Origin of the sequence: Paenibacillus hamazuiensis (assembly GCF_023276405.1) — a bacterium.
GTDB classification, from domain to species: Bacteria; Bacillota; Bacilli; order Paenibacillales; family NBRC-103111; genus Paenibacillus_AF; species Paenibacillus_AF hamazuiensis.
The window spans coordinates 1465758-1491578 of the sequence record NZ_JALRMO010000001.1 but is presented as its reverse complement, the minus strand read 5'-3'; the positions used below and the strand labels follow the sequence as shown (position 1 = coordinate 1491578).

General features: G+C 55.3%; 25 protein-coding genes. 6 read left to right on the top strand and 19 right to left on the bottom strand.

The window, feature by feature from the left end:
- Positions 1-116: 116 nt before the first annotated feature.
- Positions 117-557, top strand: a complete 441-nt coding sequence (locus MYS68_RS06400) for an Hsp20/alpha crystallin family protein (protein ID WP_248925032.1) — start codon at positions 117-119, stop codon at positions 555-557.
- A 70-nt stretch (positions 558-627) separates the two neighbouring features.
- On the opposite strand, the gene MYS68_RS06395 is transcribed toward MYS68_RS06400, so the two are convergent.
- The 9 genes from MYS68_RS06395 to MYS68_RS06355 all read right to left on the bottom strand — a co-directional run bounded on the left by MYS68_RS06395 (position 628) and on the right by MYS68_RS06355 (position 9157).
- On the bottom strand, positions 628-783 hold the full coding sequence (locus MYS68_RS06395) for a hypothetical protein (RefSeq protein WP_248925031.1): 156 nt from the start codon (positions 781-783) through the stop codon (positions 628-630).
- Between the two features lie 102 nt (positions 784-885).
- Complete coding sequence (locus MYS68_RS06390) at positions 886-1878, bottom strand: acrylyl-CoA reductase family protein (RefSeq protein WP_248925030.1); 993 nt, start codon at positions 1876-1878, stop codon at positions 886-888.
- A gap of 130 nt (positions 1879-2008) precedes the next feature.
- Complete coding sequence (metX, locus tag MYS68_RS06385; RefSeq protein WP_248925029.1) at positions 2009-3103, bottom strand: homoserine O-acetyltransferase MetX; 1095 nt, start codon at positions 3101-3103, stop codon at positions 2009-2011.
- Between the two features lie 22 nt (positions 3104-3125).
- Entirely contained in the window at positions 3126-4313 is a 1188-nt protein-coding gene (locus tag MYS68_RS06380) for an MDR family MFS transporter (protein ID WP_248925028.1), read from the bottom strand.
- Positions 4303-6120: a cobalamin B12-binding domain-containing protein gene (locus tag MYS68_RS06375; protein WP_248925027.1), complete on the bottom strand. Its 1818-nt coding sequence runs from the start codon at positions 6118-6120 to the stop codon at positions 4303-4305. Before MYS68_RS06375 ends, MYS68_RS06380 begins: the two co-directional genes overlap by 11 nt.
- Positions 6117-6380: a hypothetical protein gene (locus tag MYS68_RS06370; protein WP_248925026.1), complete on the bottom strand. Its 264-nt coding sequence runs from the start codon at positions 6378-6380 to the stop codon at positions 6117-6119. The genes MYS68_RS06375 and MYS68_RS06370 overlap by 4 nt, the downstream gene beginning before the upstream one ends.
- Positions 6364-6876, bottom strand: a complete 513-nt coding sequence (locus tag MYS68_RS06365) for a DUF6917 domain-containing protein (protein ID WP_248925025.1) — start codon at positions 6874-6876, stop codon at positions 6364-6366. The genes MYS68_RS06370 and MYS68_RS06365 overlap by 17 nt, the downstream gene beginning before the upstream one ends.
- Before the next feature lie 26 nt (positions 6877-6902).
- Positions 6903-8132: a trans-sulfuration enzyme family protein gene (locus tag MYS68_RS06360; RefSeq protein ID WP_248925024.1), complete on the bottom strand. Its 1230-nt coding sequence runs from the start codon at positions 8130-8132 to the stop codon at positions 6903-6905.
- Complete coding sequence (locus MYS68_RS06355) at positions 8129-9157, bottom strand: ornithine cyclodeaminase family protein (protein WP_248925023.1); 1029 nt, start codon at positions 9155-9157, stop codon at positions 8129-8131. The genes MYS68_RS06360 and MYS68_RS06355 overlap by 4 nt, the downstream gene beginning before the upstream one ends.
- A 150-nt stretch (positions 9158-9307) precedes the next feature.
- Between MYS68_RS06355 and MYS68_RS06350 the strand changes: the two genes are divergently transcribed.
- Together MYS68_RS06350 and MYS68_RS06345 are read left to right on the top strand one after the other, a co-directional pair.
- Positions 9308-10507: an acetylornithine transaminase gene (locus MYS68_RS06350; protein ID WP_248925022.1), complete on the top strand. Its 1200-nt coding sequence runs from the start codon at positions 9308-9310 to the stop codon at positions 10505-10507.
- A gap of 22 nt (positions 10508-10529) precedes the next feature.
- Entirely contained in the window at positions 10530-11507 is a 978-nt protein-coding gene (locus MYS68_RS06345) for a D-2-hydroxyacid dehydrogenase (protein ID WP_248925021.1), read from the top strand.
- 466 nt (positions 11508-11973) lie between these two features.
- Here MYS68_RS06345 and MYS68_RS06340 read toward each other — a convergent pair whose 3' ends face one another.
- From MYS68_RS06340 to MYS68_RS06320, 5 genes are read right to left on the bottom strand one after another with little or no spacing between them, the layout of a single operon-like run.
- Positions 11974-12753, bottom strand: a complete 780-nt coding sequence (locus MYS68_RS06340; protein ID WP_248925020.1) for an ATP-binding cassette domain-containing protein — start codon at positions 12751-12753, stop codon at positions 11974-11976.
- Entirely contained in the window at positions 12750-13586 is an 837-nt protein-coding gene (locus MYS68_RS06335) for an ABC transporter ATP-binding protein (RefSeq protein ID WP_248925019.1), read from the bottom strand. The genes MYS68_RS06340 and MYS68_RS06335 overlap by 4 nt, the downstream gene beginning before the upstream one ends.
- Positions 13561-14430 carry an ABC transporter permease gene (locus tag MYS68_RS06330; protein ID WP_248925018.1) on the bottom strand — a complete coding sequence of 290 codons (870 nt, stop codon included), beginning with the start codon at positions 14428-14430 and terminating at the stop codon, positions 13561-13563. Before MYS68_RS06330 ends, MYS68_RS06335 begins: the two co-directional genes overlap by 26 nt.
- Positions 14424-15368, bottom strand: coding sequence for an ABC transporter permease (locus MYS68_RS06325; protein ID WP_248925017.1), 945 nt, complete (start codon positions 15366-15368; stop codon positions 14424-14426). The genes MYS68_RS06330 and MYS68_RS06325 overlap by 7 nt, the downstream gene beginning before the upstream one ends.
- 4 nt (positions 15369-15372) lie before the next feature.
- Positions 15373-16911 carry an ABC transporter substrate-binding protein gene (locus tag MYS68_RS06320; protein WP_248925016.1) on the bottom strand — a complete coding sequence of 513 codons (1539 nt, stop codon included), beginning with the start codon at positions 16909-16911 and terminating at the stop codon, positions 15373-15375.
- A 273-nt stretch (positions 16912-17184) separates the two neighbouring features.
- On the opposite strand from MYS68_RS06320, the gene MYS68_RS06315 reads away from it, so the two are divergent.
- Together MYS68_RS06315 and MYS68_RS06310 are read left to right on the top strand one after the other, a co-directional pair.
- Positions 17185-18786: an ATP-binding protein gene (locus MYS68_RS06315; RefSeq protein WP_248925015.1), complete on the top strand. Its 1602-nt coding sequence runs from the start codon at positions 17185-17187 to the stop codon at positions 18784-18786.
- A 33-nt stretch (positions 18787-18819) separates the two neighbouring features.
- On the top strand, positions 18820-19527 hold the full coding sequence (locus MYS68_RS06310) for a response regulator (protein ID WP_248925014.1): 708 nt from the start codon (positions 18820-18822) through the stop codon (positions 19525-19527).
- Positions 19528-19563: 36 nt separating this feature from the next.
- On the opposite strand, the gene MYS68_RS06305 is transcribed toward MYS68_RS06310, so the two are convergent.
- Positions 19564-20628 (bottom strand): Bug family tripartite tricarboxylate transporter substrate binding protein, encoded by a 1065-nt coding sequence (locus tag MYS68_RS06305; protein WP_248925013.1) that lies wholly within the window; start codon positions 20626-20628, stop codon positions 19564-19566.
- Between the two features lie 387 nt (positions 20629-21015).
- Here MYS68_RS06305 and MYS68_RS06300 point away from each other — a divergent pair, with 387 nt between their 5' ends.
- Entirely contained in the window at positions 21016-21942 is a 927-nt protein-coding gene (locus MYS68_RS06300; protein ID WP_248925012.1) for an IS110 family RNA-guided transposase, read from the top strand.
- Between the two features lie 838 nt (positions 21943-22780).
- Here MYS68_RS06300 and MYS68_RS06295 read toward each other — a convergent pair.
- The 4 genes from MYS68_RS06295 to MYS68_RS06280 form a co-directional block, all read right to left on the bottom strand.
- Positions 22781-23260: a PCYCGC domain-containing protein gene (locus MYS68_RS06295; RefSeq protein ID WP_248925011.1), complete on the bottom strand. Its 480-nt coding sequence runs from the start codon at positions 23258-23260 to the stop codon at positions 22781-22783.
- A 96-nt stretch (positions 23261-23356) separates the two neighbouring features.
- Positions 23357-24349, bottom strand: coding sequence for an aldo/keto reductase (locus tag MYS68_RS06290; protein ID WP_248925010.1), 993 nt, complete (start codon positions 24347-24349; stop codon positions 23357-23359).
- A gap of 216 nt (positions 24350-24565) precedes the next feature.
- A complete protein-coding gene (locus tag MYS68_RS06285; RefSeq protein WP_248925009.1) occupies positions 24566-24973 on the bottom strand; it encodes a hypothetical protein in 408 nt (135 codons plus the stop codon).
- A 272-nt stretch (positions 24974-25245) separates the two neighbouring features.
- Positions 25246-25803 carry a dihydrofolate reductase family protein gene (locus tag MYS68_RS06280; protein WP_248925008.1) on the bottom strand — a complete coding sequence of 186 codons (558 nt, stop codon included), beginning with the start codon at positions 25801-25803 and terminating at the stop codon, positions 25246-25248.
- Between the last annotated feature and the right edge of the window lie 18 nt (positions 25804-25821).

Genomic DNA, 25821 nt, shown 5'->3' with positions numbered 1-25821 from the left:
TGAAGCCGCCTGTTTCTCGCAGCTCAACATTTTCCACCCGCAAGGAAGCTATAATGTTGGGAAAAACGGCACATACTACGAACGAATATCAGCAAACCGAGGAGGTCTGTTTTGCGATGCCATTAGTGCCTTTTGAGCCTTTTCGCCATGTCGATCTATGGAAAAAGGAGCTGGACAAATTTTTTAACGAAGGTTTGCCGTCCGCTTTCGGGTTTAACCAGGAATTCGGAAGCCCGCGGATGGACGTGTACGAGACCGAAAACGAAGTTATCGCCCATTTCGACATTCCCGGCTTGGAGAAAAAGGAAGACGTCGACATCCACGTCGAGAACAACATGCTGACGATTCAGGGCCACATTCACAGAACGTCGGAATACAACGAAGACCAGATGCACCGCAAGGAGCGCTACAGCGGCAGGTTCCAGCGCACCGTCGGGCTGCCGGCCCATGTGGAGGCCGAAGGAACTGCCGCGACGTATCGCAACGGCATTTTGGAAGTCAGAATGCCGAAAGTCCGCAATGAAAACAAAAAGCGGATCGACGTCCAGTTCCACTGAAAGATCGATCCGCTAATCAGCAAATCCGGCTGCTTCTGTCATGACAATCATGAGGGCAGCCGTTTTTCGTTTATCCATCCGCCCGGCGCACGGTCACCGTCACTTCGTCTCCGACGCGAAGCGGCGGTCGGCCCGTCCGCTCCAGCTCCGCGTTCACGCTCGCATACAGCGCTGCCATAGGAATAAACCGGTCGTCCACGAACATGACCCATTCGGCATTTTCCACATCATAAGCGACCCTTCCGGAAACGACGGTTTCTGCAGTACCTTTGGAACGGACATCGCATTATCCTCCCGGCTCGTTAATTAAGTGTATTCCGGCAAAAAATCACCCGAGCTTCACCAACACCCGCCCGCGAATGCCCCCTTGCAAAATCCGCTCCAAATACGCGGGCAACCCGTCCAGCGTCGTTTCCGCGTACACCATCTCCTCCAGCCTATTCGGCTTCAGGTCGGAAGCGAGCCGTTTCCATAAAACGCCGCGAAGCGGATTCGGACAATAGACGGAATCGATGCCAAGCAAGTTGACACCGCGCAAAATAAACGGATAAACGGTTGCGGCGAAGTTCGCGCCGCCCGTCAGCCCGCTTAACGCAACGGAGCCTCCGTAGCGGATGCCGCCGAGCACGAAAGGCAGCGCCGGACCGCCGACCGGATCGACCGCGGCGGCCCATCTTTCCTTATGCAGCGGCTTGATTTCCGCAGGAGACAGCTGATCTCTGCCGATAACCGAACTTGCGCCCAGCGCCTTCAAATAGGCATGTTCGTCCGCTTTGCCGGTGCTTGCCTCCACCTCGTAGCCGAGAGAGGCAAGCATCGAAACGGCGCTGCTTCCGACGCCGCCGGTCGCCCCCGTTACGAGCACCGGCCCATTCGATGGCGAAAGCCCGTTTGCTTCCAGACGTTGAATCGACAGCGCCGCCGTAAATCCCGACGTGCCGAGAATCATCGCCTCCCGCAAAGTCAAACCGGGCGGAAGCGGCTGCACCCATGCCGCGGGCACTCTGGCATACTCGCTGAAGCCGCCGAAATGCGCGACGCCAAGCTCGTAGCCGGTGACGATCACCTCGTCGCCTTCGCGAAACTTCGGGTCATCCGAGGCAGTTACCACTCCGGCGAGATCAACGCCGGGGACCATCGGATAGGCGCGAAGGACGCGTCCGGACGGGCTTGCCGCGAGGCCGTCCTTGTAGTTGACGCCGGAATAGACGACCCGGATCGTAACCTCTCCGTCAGGCAAAGCGTCGGGTGCAACCGTTCTGACTCCCGCCGTAAAAGCTTCTTCCGTTTTATCGACCCAAAATACGCGAAATGGCTCCATGTATCTTCTTCAGCTCCTCCCGACAAGCGACTTCCTGCCTGCGCGCTCGCCTTTTCCTCTATTATAGACGACCCGCTTAAGGCCGACAAACGCCGTTCGAATGGGAGGCGGCGTGCGGAATCGCATCCGTTTAGTGAAGTCCCGCTTTCGCTTTTATCCCGGGAGCCAAATATTCGCCGAGAAGGCCGTGCAGCTTTTCCGTTTCGATCAGGAAAGCGTCGTGTCCGTGCGGCGATTCCAGCTCGAGAAATACGGCCCGCTTGCCTTCCCTTTTTAACAACAGGACAAGCTCCCGATGCTCCGCACACGGATAAAACGAGTCGGAAGAGATACCGGCCACAACGAAAAAAGCTTCGGTTTGTCGAAGCACTTCCTCCAGGCTCCCCCTGCCGCGGCATATATCGTGCGTATCCATCGCCTTCAGCAAATACAAATAACTGTTGGCATCGAAGCGGCCGACCAGCTTCTCCCCTTGATACCGCAAATATCGCTCGACTTCATAAGCCGCCCAAAAATCAAGCTCATCTCCGCCCCGCACCAAAGCCCGGCCAAACTTGCGGTTATACATGTCCGCGGTCCCGTATTTAACCATGCCGAGCATGCGCGCAATGGCAAGCCCTTCCACCGGGCCCGCTCCGCCGTAATAATCGCCGCCCTGCCAACCGGGATCGCTTATGATCGCCTGCCGGGCGATATCGTTATAGGCAATGCCCATCGGCGATAAACGGTGGCAGGTGGCGATCAGCACGCACATGCGCACCATCCCGGGGAATAATATCGCCCACTCCAGCGCTTGCATGCCTCCCATCGAACCGCCGATAACGGCGGCCAGACCGGGGATGCCGAGCTCGTCCAGCAGCATTTTTTGAACCCGTACCATATCGCGGATCGTAACGACCGGAAACGACAGGGCGAATCGCCTGCCCGTCTCGTTGTTTACGGATGCGGGGCCTGTCGTTCCGCTGCAGCCTCCCAGCACGTTGGAGCAAACGACGAAGTAATGATTCGTATCGAGCGCTTTGCCCGGTCCGATGAACCCATCCCACCAACCGCCGATTCCGGCTGCGCGGGCGTCTCCCGTCAAGGCGTGGCAAACCAATACGCAGTTGTCTTTGCTCGGACTCAGCGTCCCGTACGTTTCGTAGGCCACCTGAACGGCCGCCAGCGTTTTTCCCGATTCCAAAGTGAGGCCCGGCAATGCGGCAAAGCGAGTCATCGTATCCATCTTTTCCCCTTCCATCTAAAGTTTAACGGTTCGCCGTCCGCTGAAGGACGGCATACAGCAGACAGCAAAGCAGTCCCGCCGCAAAATACAGCCCCCATACGTGCTGGATCCATCCGCTCACCTTGGCCCAGCCGTACAATGCCCCGCCTGCCGTATTCCCCAAAATGCCTCCCGCCGCTGCGGCGAGTCCGGAAAATCCCTGGTAGCTGGCGGCAAGCCCGTCCGGCGCCATGTCGGCTACAACGGTATCGATCGAAGGCATGATAAGCAGCTGGCCGATGGTGAAGATGACAAGCGTCACCGCCACCAGATAAGCGAAGTGTCCGGCAAACGCCGCGCTTCCGATGCCCGCTGCGGCCAGCAGCACTCCAACGAAAGCGATATGCCGGGCGGCCAAATATCGCGAGCAAACCGCCAGCAGCGGATACTGCGCGGCGATCATCAGCAGCGCGTTGCCGGCAAACAACATGCCGATCGCATCTTGCGCCGCAAACCGGTCGGCCGCAAACAACGGCAGCACGAGCGAGAATTGGGCCAGCATGACATAAAAAGCGATAATCAGTACGGAGAATACGAGCAGCCTTTTGTCGCGAAACACATAAACGAGATTTTTAATAACGGCCAAAGGAACGGAAGCGGGCGGAACGCCCTCGTCCATGCGCAAAAAGAGCCAGACCAGCACCAAAAATGCAAAATATACGAGCGAAGTGAGCAAAAACGTTTTGCGCAGCGACTCCACTGTTATCAGCATGCCGACGACCGGTCCGACCGCAGCGCCGATGTTGACCGCCATGTTGCGCAGGGAAAAAGCGAGCACGCGCGACTGCTCCGCGGTCAGCCGGGCCACGGCGGCTTTGCCGGCCGGCGTAAACAGCGAATAGCCGATTCCGGTGAAAAACGAACAGAGCACAAACGCCCATAAGGACTGCGAAAACGCATAACCGAATGCGGAAACGATCAAAATCGCAAGACCGCACAGCATCGAACGCCGGATTCCGAAGCGGTCGGCCGCAGACCCGCCGAAGAGCGCCATCGCTCTCGGCGTGCCTACGGTAACCGTCAGCACCAAGCCCGCCTCAACCGGACTCAGATGCATATAGGTTGTAAGGTATATGCCAAAAAACGGAATGACCATGTTGGCGCCGCAGTTGATGAAGAAAAATCCTGACAACATGATCCATAAAGGCAGGGACCGCAGGTTAAAAGACATAATGCTTGACCGTTCCTTTGCCCGCTCTTCCCGGATAAGCGCCGTCCTCCGGGCTTCCGAGCATGCCGCGGTACAAGGCCTCGACAAATCCGGCTTCCCGGACCTGCTCCAACACCGCTTCGATGCCGGCCGTCAGCTCCTCCGCCAAATCGATCGCGTGCGCGGTCGGCTCCACTTTGCCCCTGCCGAGAAAACGGAACGATTCCTTGACCGCCCGCAGCGTATCGACCCTCGCCTGCGCCGTGATCGGTCCCCGGGAATACGCTTCATCCGAGGAGGCGATCGTAACTGCGTCCACCTCCAAAGACGCGCCTAACGCGGCATGCAGAGACGTTGTCATGGCCGACTGAACCCGGTCCTCCGAATGCGTCATAAAGCCGATCGGGGCTCCCGGCCATACCGGGGCGTCGACGATTTGACGAAGCGCCTGCACTTTTGCGGCATTAAAATCGATATAGTTGTCCTCCATTTTGCGCGTAATCATTGCCTCCGGCGAATGGCAAAACAGCGGCTGAAGAATCGGCCGCCCGCCGAGCAGCAGACCGAGACGGCATACGATCAGCATTCCCGCAAACGCCTTGAACGCCGGTACGCCGCACAGCTCCTCGTTTGTCACGATGTCGTACGGGAGGCCGTACGCAGCGGCATATTTCAAAGCGGCGATCCCGTCAACGGCAAGTCGTTCGGGATCGGTTCCCGCACCAAGCGAGCCGTAGGCGATGTTGATTTTCGTCAGATCGGCCCCGATCTGTCCGGCGATAACGACCGTCTCCGGCGTATTCAAGCCGCGGTGCGCGCGCACTTGAAACAGCGTATCTTCGCCGAGAAAGGAGCGAAGCAGCCGCAAATTTTGCGCTGTGATCACCGTGCCGTCCCCTTCATAATTCACATGGCCTTCAAGCAGTCCTTCCGTTCTCGCCCCCCAGGCCGGATCGAAATGAATGACTCCGTCGGCCCCCCACGCTTCGGCCACCTTCATATGCGAGGCATCGAGAAACAGCGATCCGGTGCCGTACTGAATGAGCACCGCCGGCTTCGAGCGCGTATGCCGCAGCGAAATCCCTTTGGCATTCCCGTCCGCCGTGCGGCAAAACCGGCGCAAACCCGCCACTTCGTCTTCTTCCACCATCCGTACTGCAGCGGGAATGATCGCCTTCTCGTAATAATCCCGGATGACCGGATCACACAATGCGGCATATTCGGCGCGCAAATTGCCGGTCAAAACACCGACGCCCGCCAGCTCGCGGATTTGTGCGCGTTCCACGGCCGCCGTCGTCCGGCGCTCCGCCCATCGGAGCGCATCCTGCGCAATATCGTCCAGCAACCGGGCGATTCTGCCGTTAAGGAAGCGGTACGTATACCCCGCCGTCAAATCGGGCTTCGTTTTATGCAGACGAACCCGTTCGGTCCGCGCGGGTCGATTCTCAACGAACGCAAGCGCCTCCTCGACCGTTGTTCCGGGTCCGAAGCCGCGGTCAAAGCCGAGCCCCTCGACAAGCTCCGGGCGTATTCCCATACCGCCGACAGCGATTTTAACCCGCCCCTTGAGCCCTGCCGTTTCCATCATCTTCGTAAATTCGGCAAGCAGCTCTTCCGCTCCGTAACCGATCGTACGGCTCAGCATGATGCAGTCGAACGGCTCCCGCACGGCGCGCTCGGCGATTTCATGAACGGCCAAATCGGGCGGAAGCAGCGTTGTATCGTGACCCGCCTCGTCCAATCCCCTGCGGATGATTTTAAGGCCGACATCGTGAACGGGATCGAGCGGGGCCAGTAAAATCCGTCGTTTGCAGCCGCTCAAGTTCAATGTTCTCCCCCCTCCGAACCAAAATACGGCGGCATATCCCCGGCCGGATGGACGTACGCCCGCCCCCGCACGCGGGCCCCGGGGCCCTCATGCTGGACGAACACGACATCCCCGCGGGCGAATCCCATCTGCGCAAGCAGGGAAAGCATCAAGCTTTTCGCTTCGGATTCGCTGCGGCATATAAAAAACGTTTCCAGATCGACGGCGTCCATCACCTTCGTCAGCGCTTCGCCTGCATCCGGTTCATGCGTTCCGGTCATCCGACCCACCCCCTGCACCGCTCTGCGCGCAGCGCCTGGTTTGCATCCCGTCGCCGATGTTCCGGCCGTCGCCGATTTGCACCATGTCGCCGACCCGGAGCCCCAGTTCCAGTCCGGTTTGATTCAAATCCCCGCAAACGACGATGTTAATATGATTCGGAACGTGCGTTTCGTCAAAACCGGCGATCGTACCGCTCCACTTGTCGGCGATCCGGATACGGTCCCCCGATACGATGACGCCTCCTTCGTGCACTTCGAAAAAGCCCACGTACCCGATGCGGTCGACTCTTTTTCCCGGCGCCGGATCCGTTTCAAAACTTATGATCAGCTCGTGGATTTCGTGTTTTTGCAAAACGCGCGAGCGGGCGTGGATCAGCTCGATGCCGCGGTTGTCCAGCTTCCCGTCCAACACGGTGACGATCCTCCCCGCTACGCTTTTTCGCTCAACAAACGGATCGAAAGTAATCAAGCCCTGCGCGTATGGATCTCTGCTCATGGTACACACTCCCGCCTGAATTTCGGTTATATTTGTTCCAGTGCCTGCTCCAGATCGGCTAAAATATCCTCCGGATCCTCGATGCCGATCGAGAACCGGATCATCCCTTCGGGAATGGCGCGCTCCCTCCTTTGCTCCGGCGTCATGAAGTAATAGGCCATCGCGCTCATCGCCGTTACGCTGATCAAACTTTCCACGCCGCCCAGGCTGCTGGCGATTTTCGGAATGCTCATCGCGTCGACCACCTTGCGGGCCTGCTCAAGCGTCTCCACCTCGAACGTGACGACGCCCCCGAACCCGCGCATCTGCGCTTTCGCGATCTCATGGTCCGGATGCGAAGGGAGTCCCGGGAAATAAACGGCCTTCACTTTCGAGTGTTTATGCAAAAATTCAGCCACTCGCATCGATGTCTCATTGTGGCGGTCCATCCTTAGCCCCATCGTCTTTAATCCGCGGATGACCCAGTAAGCAATTGTCGGTTGAATCGTTCCGCCCATAATTTCCAGACTTTCCCTCATCCGCACGATATGTTCCGCCCTGCCGATGACGGCGCCGGCGATCACATCGTTATGGCCGCTCATAAACTTCGTCGCGCTATGTATGACCAAATCCGCCCCGTATTCAAGCGGACGCAAATTATATGGAGTCGCGAACGTGCTGTCGACGATAAAAATTAGCCCACGCTCCTTGCAAAAAGCGGCCGATTTCGCCAGGTCGATCACCCGGAGATGGGGATTCGTCGGCGTTTCCGCAAATACGACCTTCGTATTCGGACGAACCGCCTGCTCCATCGCCGCAAAATCGTTGATCGGCACATAATCCGCCCGGATGCCCCATCGCGACAAATAGCGGTCGACAAATTCCTTGATGTGAAAATACGGATCGCCGACGATGACCAAATGGTCGCCTGCGGACAGCAGATCCAGCAGCGCTGCGGTGACGGCGCTCATTCCGCTGGAGGTTAGCAGCGCCGCTTCTCCGCCTTCGATCGCAGCCAGCTTTTTCTCCGCCGTCTGCTGAGTGGGATTGCCGGTCCGTCCGTACTTAAAGCGCGGGTAACGCTCCTTGCCGAGGTCGGTCAAATCCTTCTTCTCCTTGTAATACTCCTCCAGCTCCGTCGTATCGTGAAAATAAAAGTTGACGGTCTGCACGATCGGCGTCGTCACGCTGCCGTACGGGTTGCGAATCTCTTCGCCGGCGTGAACGATGTCCGTATGCGGATTTCGCATCATGCATTCTTTCATTTGTTTCGTCATCCTGAATCCCCTTCCGTATGCCCGCTAAAAGGCAATCTTAACCCGATCCTCTCTTTGAGCGCCGTTTGGTACAATCTGGCGGCGATGGCGATGTCGACGATGCCCAGGCCGATGCCGCCGAACATGATCTTCTCGTGTTCCGATTCGCGCCCGGGAATCCGGCCGGTCAGCCGCTCTCCGAGCGTGCCGTGCAGGTCGCGTTCGCTCCACTTTCCGAGACGGGCCATGACCGCCAACGTCTGCACCCCCCTGTGCAGCTGCTGCTGCCAGTCGTCGACAACGATTTTGTCAAATGCGGCAACCGCTTCGAAGGTGCATTCATGGCTGCCGATTTGCGCATAAAATACGCCTTCCTTCAGCCACTCTTCCCGTATGACGGGCTCACTCGCCGTAGTGGCGGATACGACGATATCCGCATCGCGCACCGCTTCCTCCGCATGCCGCACGGCTACTATGCGGTCCCGGAAGCCGCCGCCGATTTCCTCTGCCGCGTACCGCGCATTTTCATAGCGGCGGCTGTAAATTCGTATTTCCCGAAGCCGGGGAAAAACCGCCGGCAAATAACGCAAATGCGCCTTACCCTGCGCGCCCGAACCAACAATGGCAAGCACAGTCGACTCCGGATTCGCCAGTTCAAGCGCAGCAACCGCCGTCACCGCAGCGGTGCGGATTCCGTTTAGCCAAGTGGCGTCGATGATCGCAGCCGGCTCCCCGCTGCTGTGGTCGGCCAGCAGCATCAGCGATGTAATGGCCGGAGATGCGCTTTCCGGTTTGCCCACGCGTACCCATTTCATGCCGGCCATTTGAACATCCCCGCCCAGGAAGGCGGGCATGACGATGTAATGCGTCCGACTGCCGTTATTACGGTCGGCTTGGGCAAGCTGAACTTTCGCAGGCAGCACGTGCTCTCCCTGCGCGTGAAGCGCAAAAGCGTGCCGGACGTCGCCCTGAACCGCAGCAAAGTCACCGCCGCCGCAGCGCCTTACGTCATCCTCGCTTAAATACACTATTTGCCCGTCATGCAAAGGCATCACCCCTTAAAAATGTGTCATATGGAAAAATAAGGTTTGAACTTTTGTTTGATAACGATTATCATAATAAATGATAACGATTATCAATATCATTTGTCAATGAAAATTGTTATATTCATCCAAAATATGAAAGGAGCCCCTTCGTTGGCATCTGCAATATATCAATTAGGTGAACAAGTCCTCATTTCAGCATTCAACCGGAGCCCGATCGTTCTGTCCCACGGGCTGGGCGTGCGCGTCTGGGATACGGACGGAAAGCCGTATCTCGATTTTCTCGGAGGCTTTGCGGTAAACACGCTCGGACATTGCCATCCGCGGGTTGTCAAGGCTGTCGCCGAGCAAGCCGACAAGCTTATTCATTCTTCGAATTTGTTTTATAACGAACCGTCTGTTCGGCTTGCCCAGCTGCTCACGGAGCATGGCGCGGGCGATCGGATATTTTTCTGCCCCAGCGGCGCCGAGGCTGTGGAAGCAGCCTTGAAGTTGGCCCGCAAATACGCCTACCGCCAAGGGGAGCGGCAAAAGACGCGTTTTGTCACCGCCCTGCGTTCGTATCACGGCCGCACATTCGGCGCGCTGGCGGCAAGCGGCAAACCGGAGATGCAGGAAGGCTTCGGCCCGCTTCCCGAAGGATTTCGCTATATCCCTTACAACGATTTGGACGCCTTGGAGCGGGCGATGGATTCCAGCGTCTGTGCAGTTATTCTCGAACCGGTTCAAGGCGAGGCCGGAGCGCATGTCGGGTCGCGCGAGTTTTTGCGAGGTGCGCGCGAGCTGTGCGACCGGCACGGGGCGCTGCTTATTTTTGACGAAATCCAGACAGGCATGGGAAGAACCGGCGCTTTCTTTGCATACGAGCACGTCGGCGTGAAACCGGATATTTTGACGTTGGCGAAAGGTCTTTCCGGCGGCATGCCCAATGCGGCACTCGCCGCGACCGATCGCGTCGCCTCAGCGTTCCGCCCGGGGGATCACGGAGCCACCTTCGGCGCCAATCCGGTCGTGTGCGCGGCCGGTATCGCGACCGTCGAAACGATCGTGGAGAACGATTTGCTCCGTCACGTGCGGGAGGTCGGCGATTATCTGATCGATCGGCTGCGCTACTTGCAAACGGTTCGTCCGAACATCGCCGACGTTCGCGGCCGCGGGCTGCTCATTGCGGTGGAGCTTTCCACCGACAACAAGCCGGTCGCGCGGCTCGCCGCCGAGCGGGGCTTGCTCGTCGCTGCGGGAGTCGGCAACACGCTGCGTCTGCTTCCTCCCTTTATCATTACAAAGCAGGACGTGGACGAAGCGTTGTCGATTCTCGACTCCGCTCTCAGGGACGCGCTTGTTACGGCCTAATCCGGGAGGAGACGACAAGTCTATGCGACCGATAAAAGCCGTCTTGTACGCGGAGCAAGCCATGGAATATTACGACAAGCTGCCGTCCTTGCCCGCGGCGATTCAGGTCATTCCCTGCACAACGGAACAATCCGCCGTCCGGGAAGTGCGTGAAAGCGACGTCTTGTGCTGTACGGGAATGTTTTTCCCGGAAGCTGTATTTTCGGCCGGCACGCGGTTAGAGCTCCTTCATTCCATCAGCGTCGGCATGGAGCCTTTGCTTTGCCCCGCTTTGCGAGAAAGCGGCGTCATGTTGACCAATTCTCGGGGAGCCAATGCAAAGCCGGTCGCCGAACACGCCATCGCGCTCCTGCTGGCGCTTACCCGCAATATTCATCTGTCGGTCCGCGCCCAGACAGGCAAAACCTGGCGGCGCAGCGAGCTGCGCAGCGCCGTCGAGGTTGAGGGGCTGACGCTCGGTCTCGTCGGATTCGGCGCAATCGGCCGCGAAATCGCGCAGAAAGCCCTGCATCTCGGCATGAAGGTCATCGCCGTCAAGCGTTCGGTTTCGCTGGCGGATCGCTTGGACCAGCCCGACGGTGTTTCACTGCTTCCGATGGATAAGCTTCACCGGATGCTTCCGGAAGCGGATGCGGTGATCGTATGTGCTCCTCTCACCGCACAAACGCGGACTTTGATCGGCAAAACGGAGCTTGGCTTGATGCGGCCAACCGCATATATCATCAACATTTCCAGAGGGGCTGTTATCGACGAAGAAGCGCTGATCGACGCGCTGCGGGAGGAGCGGATTGCCGGTGCGGGGCTGGACGTGTTCAGCGCTCATCCGCTTCCGGAGGAAAGCCCTTTGTGGGAGCTGCCGCAAGTCATCGCGACGCCCTACATCTCAGCCGCCTCTCCCCATACGATGCAGCGCGCCATGACGATTTTCGCGGACAATCTGATCCGCCTCAGCTGCGGAATGCCGCTGCTTAACGTCGTCGATAAAGAAGCTGGATACTAGGGCTGGGGCCCCCCCCCCTAAATCCCCCCACCGGGGGGACCCCAGGCGCTCGGGCGCCCTGGACACGCCCGCAGTACGGGAGTACTCGCTTCTAGGGTCGCGTTTGTCAGGGCATGGCTTTTACCTCCGGGTAAAAGCCTATGCCCTGACACGCTGTACTATCGGCGCGGGGCTCGGTGAGGAGGTGCGTGCACCTGGCTCGCGTTTGTCCGGCACGTTCCGGCTATCGCCGAAATGGTGCCGGACACGCTGCACGTTGGGTGTGCAGCCGATTGGCGGGACCGCGTGCCTCTTGCTCGCGTATGTCTGCCATGGTTTTGCCGGTGCAAAACCTATGGCAGACACGCTATACGACAGGTGGGAGAGACATAACTTTTTAGACATTAAATAAAGCCGTCGATCTGCGTTCTCACCAAACATGAGCGCGCTGAAGACGGCTTTTCAAATATAACTTTAGCGTATCCGTTCATCTCGGCAAAAGCTTCGGCACGGCGGCAATCAGCGAGCGGGTATACGGGTGGCTCGCCTCCAGATGGAACCTGCGGCTGTCCGCCACCTCCACGATGCTGCCGCTCTTCATGACCGCAATTTTATGGCTGATTTGCATCACTCTGGCGAGATCGTGGGAAATAAACAAGTAGCCGCATCCCCGCTCTTCCTGCAGATCAAGGAGCAGATTCAATATTTGTGCGCCGACGGAAACGTCGAGTGCCGAAATGATCTCGTCGCAAATGACAAAACCCGGCTCCAGAATGAACGCTCTTGCAATATTGACCCGCTGGCACTGACCGCGGCTCAGCTCCCCGGGGTAACGACCCGCATGCTCGGGTGCGAGCCCTACCCTTTCGAGCCAATACGCCGCTTTTTCGCTCCGTTCGCTGGCAGAACCGATACCCAAGTGGATGAGCGGCTCCGTCACGAGCTGTTCTACCGTCAGGATCGGGTTCAGCGCATCATATGGATCTTGAAAAATAAGCTGAACCTCTTTGCGCAAAAGTCTCATTTCGTGTAAGGTCAGCCGGCTTACGTCACGTTGTCTCCAGACGATCTGTCCTTCCGTTAACGGCTCCATCCCGGCGATGCAGCGGCCGAGCGTGCTTTTGCCGCAGCCGCTTTCGCCGACAAGCCCGACGGTTTCCCCGGGCCGGATTTCCAGCGTCACCCCGTTCACCGCGCGCACGAGCGCTTTGGACCAAAGGCCGGTCCGCTTCTCATAGATCTTGTGCACGTTTCTCGCCGCGATCATGACAGCACCGCTTCCTTCATCTTCTCTCCGCCGCGCGGCAGCGGCTGACCGAGAACGGGCGCCATGCTGAGCAAGTGCCGGGTCACTTCGTGTTCCGGCTTCCGGTACACCCGCTTTGCGTCGCCGCACTCGACAATTTGACCCTTGTGCATGACCGCCACTCGGTCGGCAATCTCCGCGACAACCCCGAGATCGTGCGAAATAAACAGCATGCTCATGCCGAAATGTGCTTTCATCTTTTTCAGAAGCTGCAAAATGTCGGACTGCACGGTAACATCAAGCGCCGTCGTAGGTTCGTCGGCAATAAGCAGCTTCGGCCGGTTGATGAGCGCCATCGCAATCATGACGCGCTGCAGCATCCCCCCGCTCAGCTCGAACGAATAACTTTTCATTACTCTCGAAGGATCGGCCAAGCCGACGCTTTCCAGCATATCCAGCGCCCGCTGCTTTTTCTCCGCTTTCGGGCCTTCCTTGACCGCTTCGATCAGTTGATCTCCGAGCGTCATGAGAGGATGGAAAGCGCTTCTCGGGTCTTGAAACACCATCCCGACATCCCGCCCGCGAATCTGCCTCATATCGCGTTCGGACAGCTGAAGCAAATCGCGGCCTTCGAACCGGATGTTTCCGGAACAAATGTGCCCCCGCTCGGGCAAAAGCCGCAAAATCGAAAGCGCCAGCGTGCTTTTGCCGCAGCCGCTCTCGCCGACCAGCGCCAGCGTCTGTCCGGCCTCGATATGCAGGCCGATTCCGCGAAGCGGCTCGACGCGCCCGCCCCGGCCTACAAAGCAAGTGCGCAGCTCCGATATTTCAAGAAGCCGATCTCCGGTATTCATGTTCTGTGCTCCCTTCCCCTGCTTTTATCGAAATACGTTTTTTCCACTTTAGTTCCAGCTTGTTACCTAACGCACTGGCAATCAATACCGAGCATGCGAGCGCTATTGTCGGGAACGCCACCGTCCACCATGCCTGCAAAAAGTACGGGTGACCTTCGGCGATCATCAACCCCCACGTTGGGGTGGGCGGCTGCAGTCCGATGCCGAGGAAGCTGAGCGTGGAAATGACCCCGATGGCCGTGCGGAATGCAAAAACGCCCAGCACCGCGGCGACCGGAATCATATGGGGCAGCACGTGCATCCGGACAACGCCCCATCTGGTAGCTCCAAGCAAATAAGCGGCTTTAATGAATGTGCGCCCTTTCAGACCTCTTGCTTCGTCATAAATGATCCACATAAACTGACCCCACAGGGCGAGCACCATCGACAGCACCATGCCGGCCATCCCTTGGCCCAGCAAGGCAACGATCAATAGCGGAAGCCATCTGACGGGAAAAACAAGCGAAAACTGCGCGATAAACAAAATCGCCGGAGTGAGCCATGGCACTACGTTAAAGCCCGCAAGCGTCCCAAGGAGCACGCCGACAAGCATGGCCAGCACAACGGCCAGCCCCGACAATCCGAGCGTGATCCCGGCAGCATAGAGCAAGCGGCTGAACAAGTCCCGGCCCAAATGGTCCGTTCCCATAACAAACTGCCAGGACGGGGGCGAAAGCTTGCCTCCGACGAACGGGGCGAGCGGATCGTGCCAATGCCCTTTCAGCAGCCAGAAGAGCGCGGAAACGATACATATGATAATAACGACCAGGGCAGCGACAGAGCGAAACAGATTCCGCTTCACCATAAGGATCTCTCCCATACGGCGGTTTGTTTGACCCGGGGATCGAGCCACGGATGTATCAAGTCCAGCAAAAACCGCGAACATAAAAAGAACAGCGTCGTAATCACGAGGCAGGCCTGCAGCAGCGGCAGATCCCGGTTGGATAATGCCTGTACGGCCAGGCTGCCGATACCCGGATATGCAAACACGCTTTCCACCACAACCGCGCTGCTGAGCAGCACGCCGACCTGAATCGATACAAACGAAAAGATGAGCGACAGCGCCGGACGCAGCACATAGTGCACATAGAAACGAAACCGGCCCACCCCTTTCACCTTAGCCGTCAAAACGAATTTTTCTTCCAAAATTTCCGCAAACTTGGACCTCAGCAAACTGCCGATCTTGATCGCTTCCGCGCCGGCAAGCAAAGCCACCGGAAGCACGAGTGACGACCAGCCTTGACTGCCCGAGGGCGGCACCCACTTAAGCTGCACCGCAAACAGCTCAATCGCCAAAATTGCCGGTACAAACCCCGGCAGCGAATGAAGCGCGAGCAGCACCTTATAAAACCAGCGATCCGCCCGGGCGCCCGCAAACAGTCCGAAAAACCCGAGAAAAATACCGCCTAAAACCCCTATGGGAAGCGCCATGCCGAGCAGCTTCATCGTTCCCCAAAAATAAGGAGCGATAATCGTCATAACGGGCTCGTTCAGTTTATACGACCTGCCGAACTCCCCTTGCAGCGTCAGCGTCAAATAAGCGGTCAGCCGGGAGACGGCAGAGCCGTTTAATCCCAGCGATTCACGAAGCGCTTCCCGCTGCTGGTCGTTCGCCTCCATCGGCAGCAGCGCATAAGTCGGGTCACCCATTGACTCCCCGGCAAAAAACAGCAGAACGGAAGCGGCGATAATGACAGAGAGACCGCCGACAAAACGTCGGACGGCCTTGAGTATCCCGTTCATCACGTTATTTCACCTTGATTTGGCGGATTTCGACTCTGCCCGTACCGTCCGGCTTCCAGTCGAGCGCATCGGAAATTCCGTAAATATTGGAAGGATGCATCAGCCAAAGCACGGAAGCGTCCTCCTTGGACATTTGCAAAACGTTTTTTGCAAGTTCCGTCCGGTTCTCCGCCTTCGGCTCGGCGATATATTGCTTGACGAGCGCATCGGCTTCCGGCAGCGGCTGGTACCCGTAACGCTTATAGAACGACTCCGCGGAATAGGCGGTGCCCAGCAGCCGGTATGTTTCCTTCTCCGGGTTATCGAAGCTGGTGGACAGCATGATCGAGCCGCTCTTTCTTTCCTCAAACCGTTTCGGATCAAAAAACGCCCCCGCATCGATCGTATTGATCTTCGCTTCGATGCCGATTTTTTTCAGTTGGGCCTGCACGATCTGCGCGATGTCAAGATCCACCTTGCGCGCGTCCAAATCGATCGTGACCGGTGTCTGGATTCCCGATTCCGCAATCAGCTTCTTAGCTTCATCGAGATTAAAATCCGTGAGCGGGTACGCCTCCACATATCCCGCCCCGCCTTTAATAACCGGAGCGGTCGCCGGCGAAGCGAAATCCCCGTACAGGTTTTGCGCCAGCCCTTTGCGGTCGATCGCTTTGTAGATTGCCTGCCGCACTTTTTTGTTATCGAACGGCGCCTTGAAATGGTAGCTGAGCCAGGTCACCCGGACTCCCGGCTCCGATACGGCCTGAAACCCTTTCTGCCCTTTGATTCGCTCGAGGGACGCCGGGGAAATGTCGGAGGCGATATCCGCTTTGCCGCTCAGCAGCTCGGCGATGCGGGTCGACTCGTCGGCGACATTTTTGACGACCACTTTGGCAAAAGCAGGCTTTTCTCCCCAATATTTATCGTTCAGCTTCAAAGACACCAATTCCCCACGCTTCCAATCTTCCAATACATATGGGCCCGTTCCGTTTAATTTGGTTTTATATTCGTCGCCCGCCGCAAGCTGCTTCGCAGAAAGCACCGGCATCTCGGCGAGGAAATTCGGCAGCACGTAGTTAGGCTGCTTGCTGACGATATCGATGGCAAGGTCGTTAAGCACCTTGATCTGATCGATACCGGAAAATCCGGATTTGTATGAAGTCGTTACGTTTTTGTCCAAAATTTTTTCCAGCGTCGCTTTGACCGAATCCGCCGTCAGCGGGTCGCCGCTATGAAACGAAATATTTTTCTTCAACTGGATATGCACCGTATTGCCGTTCACTTCGAACGACTCGGCCAGAGAAGGCACAAGTTTGCCGTCCGCTTTGCGTTCGAACAAGGTATCGAACACCATGCTGCGCGGCAGGGTGATGTCTTTCTGCAGCGGATCGATGTCGGTCAAATCTCTGGTCTCTGTCGACTGCGCGATCACCAGCGTGTCTTTCTTGGCCGGGGTTTCCGCACTAGTCTGCGGTTTCGCCACCGGTTCGTTCGAGCACGCCGCTGCGGCCAGACTCAGGATCATAAGAGCGGCGATGGCTTTGTTTCTTGCGAATACGTTCATTGCGATAAGACCCTCCCGAAAAAGCTTCCCCAGAACATACATCAGGAAATTTTTATAGTTGATAATGATTATCATTACTAACATTGAATACTATAACCCAGTATTCTCCAGCCGTCAATCATTTTTTTGAGAATGATTATCAATGAAGCGGATGCCGGACGAAAACGGTGGTAATGAAGGCGCAGCTTGCTTCTATCGCTCACCGTCCACTCCGTGTATAATAAATAAAGAACGCATATGAAGCGCTTTCATAAAACGGTAAGGTGATGCCCTATGTATAATCCGATTCGCGGCTTCCGCCTCCGGTTGCTGGCCCAGATGGTCATCTTGATATCCGCTGTCGTGATCGCGAGCATGGCTTTATCGGGAGCGATGTTTTCGATCATGCTCGACGATATTTTGAAAAAATATATCGGCCAGCAGGCGATGACCGTTGCCAAATTGGCCGCCATGGACGAGCGGATCGCCGGCGCCTTCGAACTGCCGGACCCTCCGTCGGTGATCCAGCCAATCGCCGAGCGGATCCGGACCGAGACGGGCGCCAGCTACGTCGTCATCGGCAACAAGGACGGCATCCGGTACTCCCACTACGACCCGCAGCAAATCGGCCTCGTGATGGGCACTTCCAACGATCCGGTTTTTCAAGACGGGATGTCGGTCATTTATGAGGGCACCGGTGTTTCCGGACCGGCCCTTAAAGCGAAAACTCCGATCCGCGACAGGCAGGGAACCGTGATCGGCGTATCTTCGGTCGGGTTTCTGTTCGATGAAGTGGATGATAAAATAGCCGGGTACAAAGCGGAAATGTTCAAGCTTACGGCTGTGATTCTCGGTGTCGGCCTCTTATTTGCGTACCTGATCGCCCGCAGGGTCAAGAAGCTGATTTTGGGGCTCGAGCCGGAGGAAATCTCTTTCCTGTACAAGGAAAGAGAAGCTACGCTCGAATCGATTCGCGACGCCATCGTCGCCGTAGATATGAACGAGCAGATCGTCACGATGAACCGCAGAGCGCGCGAGCTGCTGCACGCTCAGCCGTTCGCGGTCGGCAAGAAGCTCACTCACCCGCAGCTGCGGGAGATGATGAAAACGGTGGCCGCTGCCGGACAAGGCCGCAGCAACCGAAAGATGTTCATACATTCGCAAGTGTTCGCCATACATGCCGAGCCGATTTTGCAAAATAACGGCGTCCAAGGCGCCGTTTTCACTTTTTTGCCCGAATCGGAAATCGAGCAGCTTACGGACGAATTTTCGAAAATCAAGGCGTTTTCGGAAAATATGCGAGCGCAAAATCATGAATACCTGAATAAGCTGAACACCATTTACGGCCTGCTGCATTTGAAGCATTACGATAAAGCCCTCGAGATCATCGCGGGTGAAGTCAAGGAACGCCAGGACGTTATCGCCTTCCTGATGGCATCGGTGAAAGACCCGCTTGTCGCCGCTTGTTTGCTTGGGAAAATCAACCGTTCCAAGGAGCTGAAGGTGGGTCTCGAAATCGACCCCGACAGCAATTTGACGTACATTCCCCCGGAAACGGATACGAAACTGCTCGTTACGATTCTCGGCAACATCGTGGACAACGGCATGGAGGCGGCTCGACATAAAAACGGGTCCTACGCGAAGGTCAAAGTTTCTTTTACCGACCTGGGGAAAGATATGGTGTTCGACATCGAGGATAACGGCCCCGGTATTGCAAAGGAGCAGGAGCGGTCGATTTTTGCGGAAGGCTACACGACGAAGACGGGGGAAAATCACGGAATCGGTTTGACGATCGTCAAACATTCGTTGGCGGCCTTAAACGGACAGCTTTTCATCGATCGAAGCCCGCTCGGCGGGGCCAGATTTACCGTCGTTGTACCGAAGACCCGAAATTAGGCAGTATTTTATACGATAAGGTAGGGATCAAATGTGTCTGAAAATTCCATTCAAGTTATGATCGTCGAAGACGATGCCATCGCCGCGAAAATTTATGAGCAATTTACTCATAAATTGGAAGGATTTCGGGTTGTCGCTTCGGCAAGCACCGGCGGACAAGCTATGGAGCTGCTTCACGCTTTCACTCCTGATCTGATTCTGCTCGACGTATTTTTGCCCGATATGAAAGGAATCGATCTGCTCTGGCACATTAGACAATCCCATCGAAGCATCGATGTGATTCTGATTACGGCGGCCAACGATACGGAAACGGTCAGCGAAGCGATCCGCGGGGGCGCTTTCAGCTATATTATCAAGCCCATCATGATCGATAAGTTCACCGGTACGCTCGAGCGCTACAAGGAGCTGCGTTCGCACCTGCATCAACGGCAAAGCATCGACCAGTATGAGGTCGACCGGTTTTTCCGGCCGTCGGATGAGACCAAATCGAACCCGCAGATGGAGAGCTATTCTCTGCCCAAGGGCATCGACAAGCTGACGCTCAGGCTGCTGAGGGATAAAATGAAGACCATTTATGAACCGGTCAGTGTCGACGACTTGGCGGAGATCGCCGGAATGAGCTACTCTACCGTAAGAAGATACTTGGAGTATATGGTGTCCGTTAACGAAGCGGAGGTCGACATCCTCTACGGAACGGTAGGGAGGCCGGAGCGCAAATACCGGTGGATTCGGAAAAATTGAAAAGGAGGGCCGCCGCCCTCCTTTTTGTTGCCGTAATTATTTCAACATGCCCAAAGCGCCGAGCACATCCTTGATCAGCTTTTCCTGCTCCTCGAGAAACTTCTGGAAGTCCGCCGCATTTTTATAGCCGTTTTCCCAGCCGTTATTCTCCAGCTCTTTTTTCCATTCCGGCGTTTCCGATAACGTCTTCAGCTTCTCGTCCCAGTACTTTACTGCCTCCGCGGACATTTCTTTGCTTCCGAAGAGACCGCGCCAAATTGTAAACTCCGCATCGATGCCCTGCTCCTTATAGGTCGGAATATCCTTGAATTGTCCGGAAAGCCGGGACGGCGCGGATACTCCGAGCACCTTGACTTTGCCCGATTTCAAATACTCCGTCACCCCGGAAATGTCTGTGGACAATACATCCGCGTTTCCTCCAAGCAGCGAGGTCATCGCTTCGCCCCCGCCGTCGAAGGAAACGAATTTAATCGCTTTCGCATCCACTCCGGCTTTCACGGCCGGCAGCATCGCTATTAGATGATCCTGCGAACCGGGAGCGGAACCGCCGGCAAGCGTAAGACTTTTGGGATTCGCTTTCAAATCGGCCATCAACGTTTTCAAGTCATTGTATTTGGAATCGGCTTTGACGACGATCGCCCCGTAATCTTTGGTCAATTGCGCCAGCGGGGTTAAGTCCCTGAAAGAATAAGGGCTGTTGCCTTCTTTTTTCAAATTGTTGATGATCAGCGGCGGGGAAGGCAGAAACAGCTTGTACGAATTTTTCTTGTCCTGCGTGACAAACTCCGCGAGTCCGACGGCTTGGCCGCCCCCCGGCTTGTTTTCCACACTCATCGTTTGCGGGACCAGCTTCGCTCCGCCAAGTGCCTTGACTAACGCTCTTGATGTCAGGTCGAGCCCGCCTCCCGCTCCGGACGGGGCCATAATGGTGACCGGCTTTTCCGGGTAGCCGGAAGCAGTCGCTTTTTGCCCTGCGGTAGCCATGGCCCCCTCTTTTTTATCCGCCGCCGGCGCCTGCTGTTCGGCGCTGCAAGCAGCCAGTCCTACGGCGAGCACACTCGTTAACATAATCGTGGTCCATTTTTTGCAGTTGATCGTCATGCGGAAACCCCTCCATTTTGTTATCGCTTACATTCAGAAAATAGCACATCGTTTGGGGTTTCCATAGTTAACGCGCATATTTTCGATTTTAATAATAGTTATAATTTTTTTCATATTTTTTTCGTGGGGAAACGCCCCCCTAAACAAGATGACAGAGCGTCACAATAAGATATGAAAATGTTCGAGCGGTTCACGGTTTAAACTCTGTTTAAACCGTGAATTCTTTTTACTACACAGTGCAGGTAAGTCGCCGGGATTTTGAGTGTACGACCTCGCCCCCTAAACTGACTTACCACACCCTGAGAACAAATCTTTGTCGCCACGAGCACACCCATCAAATTTCGGTCTGGGAGGGTGTTGGTAGCCTGTGTAGAAAGGATGATCTATTTGGATGCGATTCGTACTTGCTGCGCCGGCCTCGATGTTCATCAGGCCAACGTTGTTGTTTGCTTGTTAAAAGGCCCTCTTCATCAAAAGCCGACGAAAGTGATTCGGGAGTTTTCTACGGTACTCTCCGGCCTGCTCGAACTAGCCGACTGGCTCACTGAAGAAGGATGCACAGAGATCGCCATGGAAAGCACCGGCATCTTCTGGCAACCTGTTTACAATGTACTTGAAGCTTCTTGCACCATCACTCTGGCCAACGCTGCCCATATTAAAGCCATCAAAGGCCGTAAAACCGATATGAAAGATGCCCAATGGATCGCAGAACTTCATCGGTGCGATTTAATCCGCGGCAGCTTTGTGCCTCCTGTGGAAATCCGCGAATTGCGAGATTTGACGAGATACCGCAAAAAACTCGTTGGGCACGCTACCGCCGAAAGAAACCGCATCTTGAAGGTTCTCGAGATGGCTAACATTAAGCTCTCCACCTTTATGAGCGATGTTTTTGGCGTTTCCGGCCGTCTCATGCTTCAAGCTCTTGTGAATGGCGAAGTTATTGAACCCGCGCAAATCGCCGATCTTGCCAAAGCCTCTCTGCGCTCCAAGATTCCGCAACTCGTTTCTGCTCTCAATGGTCGCGTCACCAAACACCATCGTTCCATGATCGCTAGATCGCTCAAACATCTCGAATTTCTCGAACAATCCATCGCTGAGTTAGAGGCCGACATGGAAGTATACTTCGCACCGTATCAGCGGCAATTAGAGCTATTGGATAGTATTCCTGGTGTTGGCGAGCATACCGCCAAGATCATCTTGGCTGAACTGGGAACGGATATGTCTGTATTTCCCACGGAGATGCACCTATCTTCTTGGGCAGGGCTTAGTCCGGGCAATAATGAGAGTGCCGGTAAAAAAAAAGTACTACCATAACCAAAGGCGATAAAATTCTTAAGTCTGCTCTCACAGAAGCAGCCTGGGCCGCCAGCAACACGAAATCCTACTTAGGTGCAAAGTTCTGGTCCATTACAAGTCGGCGCGGGAAAAACAAGGCTGTCATTGCGATCGCCCATAAGATTCTAGTCATTGCGTACCACATCCTATTGAAGAACGAACCGTACAAAGAACTTGGTGCGGACTATTTAGAGAAACGACGAAGCATTTCCAAGGAAGAGCTAATGATTCGTAGGCTACAAAAATTAGGTTACTCGATACAAAAAGTAGACGAACTTCCCTCAACCAGTTAGGCTCTTTTAAAAAATATTCATTATGGGGACCGGGCATCCTATTGCCTTTTTTCGGCTTTTGACCTCATTTCAATCCATTTTCTCTTCGAAGTGACCTCGAGCTAAACGTTATTTTCCCATCAAATCCCCCCACCGGGGGGACCCCAGGCGCTCAGGCGCCCTGGACCCGCCCGCAGTGCGAGACTGCTCGCTTCTAGGGTCGCGTTTGTCGGGCATGGATTTTTGGGCTGCGCGTCAAAATCCTATGCCCGACACGCTGCACAATCGACGTGATGCCGGGGGAGGTAATTCGTGCCTCGGGCCGCGTTATGTCCTGCCATCGTTTTGCATTCGCAAACGGATGGCAGGACTCGCTCAACAATCGTACGGTACAGCTTCTACAACGAGCAACCTTATGAGTTCGGCACGATTCGGCTAATGCCGAATTGGTGCCGATCGCAGCAAAGAACAAATCGTTAAAGATGATTTCCAAGAGTCGAATAACAATAAATAACAAACCCCATCGTTCAGATGGGGTTGGGGGCTTACGCCGGTAAAGGAGTCTTCGTCGGCTTGGCGTAGCCTTTTTCGTAGGTTTTATCAATAAACGTTCGTATTTCTTTCAAGCTTTTGCCGTCCTGCTTCATCTTGATGGATTGAACCGCTATTTGCAGGCATACTCCGCAGCGCGTCCCGTGATCGTCCCAAACGATCGAACCGTCGCTGTTCACTTCCTTCACAAAGCAATTCAAATTGCTTGTGTGTCCGGCGCTTTCGCCGCAGCCGCAATAACAAGGAATCCATTTCAGAATGTCCGAGGCCTTACCGGCAGCTTCATATACCAGGCGGATTTGTTCGGGTTGGCCTTTCAAAAAAGACGGAGCAACATCCGCCGAAGCTGTTTTTTCTTGAATATCGCCGCTTACGGCATGGCTTTGATGTCCTTGGTCTTTATTGGATCCGCATGCCGATAAAACAAAAGCGATCGATAAGGCGACGATGGCTCCCTTATATGAGAATGTCAAACGGTTCACTTCCCTCCGTCGTATTGGCAACTTAAATATACCATGAGGGCTCGTTTGACCGCATCATATCCAGGAAAAGTTCAAATTTCGTTCGAATCAAGAAACTTGGAGGCTCCTTAGGATGCCGTCGATTTCCTTCATCTGCTCCGGGGCGAGCGGTCCGAAGCTCGTCGCCTTCGCCGCCTCCTCCACCTGCCCCACGTTTTTGAGTCCGGGAATCGGGATCGTGCTGCCGCTTCTCCCCCAAATCCAGGCGAGCGCCCCCTGCACCAGGCTTCGCCGGCCGGATGTCAATATGTCCCGTATGGCATCAAGCGCATTCAAAAATTCGACTTTCGGCTCGCCGTCCTTGAAATAAAGGACCCATTCGTGCTTGCTGCCGCGCACGTCATCGGACGGTAACCGCGACGTCCGGTTAAATTTGCCGCTTAGCAGCCCCATGGCGAGAGGTGCGTTGTCGATGCTGGCCAGTTGGTGCCGTTCGCACAAATCGATCATATCGGAATGACCGATCAGCACATTAAAAGGATGCTGGATAGCCGCTCCGGTAGACCTCTTGGCAAACGCTTCGGCCCGCTCCGTATCTTCGGTGCTCCATCCGTAGGCGCGGATCCAGCCTTGCCGCTTCAACTGCTCCAGCGTTTCGATGACCGAATCGAGCTGCTCCAGCGGTATGCCTCCGGCATGAATCTGATACAGGTCGATATAATCGGTCGCGAGCCTCCGCAGCGAAGCTTCGCAAGCCGAGCGGATATAATCCGGTGATACGTCGACTTTCGTGTACACGTTGCGGGTCGCAGCATCGTAGGTGAACCCGAATTTCGTTGCGATGACCGCCTCGTGCCGGCGTCCCTTCAAGGCCCGGCCGATCACCTCTTCGCTATGTCCTGTGCCGTACGCATCCGCCGTGTCGAAGAAATTGATGCCGAGCTCCAGAGCAAGCTCAATTGCCCGAATCGATTCATCGTCATCGACTTCCCCCCAACCGTCCGGCAATCCATCCAGCCAAAAAGGCCCGCCGATCGCCCAGCAGCCGAACCCGACCGGACTTACCTCGATTCCCGACTTTCCCAGTTTTCTTTTTTGCATGCTGTACAGCCTCCTTTTTCTCATAGGATTCAAAATCAGTATAAGGGGAAGAATCGGTTTATATCAGATCCATTTTTCATCAATTTTAAGGAACCAATTTGGCGAACAGAAAAAACGGCCCTATTTGGAGTTACACTCCGCTTTGGGCCGCTTTTTGCCTTTCTCATTCAACTCGTTCCGGTTGTTGATACGTGCATTTTATTCAGATTGCCTAAATTAATCCGTCGTTTCGATATAGCCGTCGCCTTGGCATCTGCCGCTGGTGCAGCTTAACACCAGCTTGGCATTATGCTGATTGTAGCCGTCCAAAGGCATGTCGAAAGTAATGTAATGATCTCCGGAGTTAGGTTGACCTATCGGCGTTAACGGGTTGGTAACGGTTCCGCTGGCGATCACATTGAAATATCCGTCGACCAGCTCCCAGTTAATGTCTCCCCAATTCCCTGTAGGCGCGCTGTTATTAACCGAGATATATACATGGTTGCCGTAATGAAACCTGGATTCCACCGAACTCGGGCTGTATTCGTTTATATCGATGTATTGACTGGATGCGGCATAAACGGGCAGCGCGGCCAAAAAGATTGAAGCGGCCAAGATAAGACTGGCAAACAACCGTTTTTTCATCATTCATCCATCCTTTCGATTTGGAAAATGTATAATTTGAGCTGAAGAAGATTTGGTTTTACGTTCTCCTTTCTCTAAGGATTGATGGCGCAACTTTATGGTAGCACAAGGAAATATGGGAAAATATAGGTGGAATCTGACTTATTTTTCGTTCGCGGAGCCAAGAACAAACCAATATGGACAATCCGATATAGGGATAAAATGTTAAAATTCCTTCAGCTCCATAAACCGAAGGAATTTGGTTAAGTTCGATCAGTGCGACTGTTCCGGCCTCACTTTTGGTAATGCAATCCGATTACGCCATTCTCATACGTTTTGCTGCGAGTTAAACGAAGAGGTTGCTGCTTGCCGGCAAGAGCAAATAAACGATCCCCCTGAGAAGCAATGACGGGATGAACGAGCAGCCACAACTCGTCATAAAGGTCGTTTTGAATAAACGATTGCCATGTCTTTACTCCGCTTTCGACGGAAATGCGATTCCTGCGTTTTTTCAGATCCTCCAGCTCCCGTGCGAGCGACTGATCGTCTCGAACAGCAATCTGCTGCGAGTTTCTCCATATCAACTCCACTTCGGAATGGGAAATCACCACTTTGGGGATTTCGTTCATGCGCCTCGCTATAGCCCTTTCCAGCGAGTTGGACGAATTCTCCGCTTGCTGCCAATGCCCGGCGAGCGAGGCGTATGAGTTTCTTCCGACGATGATCGTGTCCACCGTATTGTAATACTCCAAATAATCTTCGAAAATCTCTTCGCATAAACTCATCCACCGGTACTCATCCGACACAACACCGTCCAACGACAGCTGCATGGTTAAAACGATGTTTCCCATACGTGCAATCAACTCCTA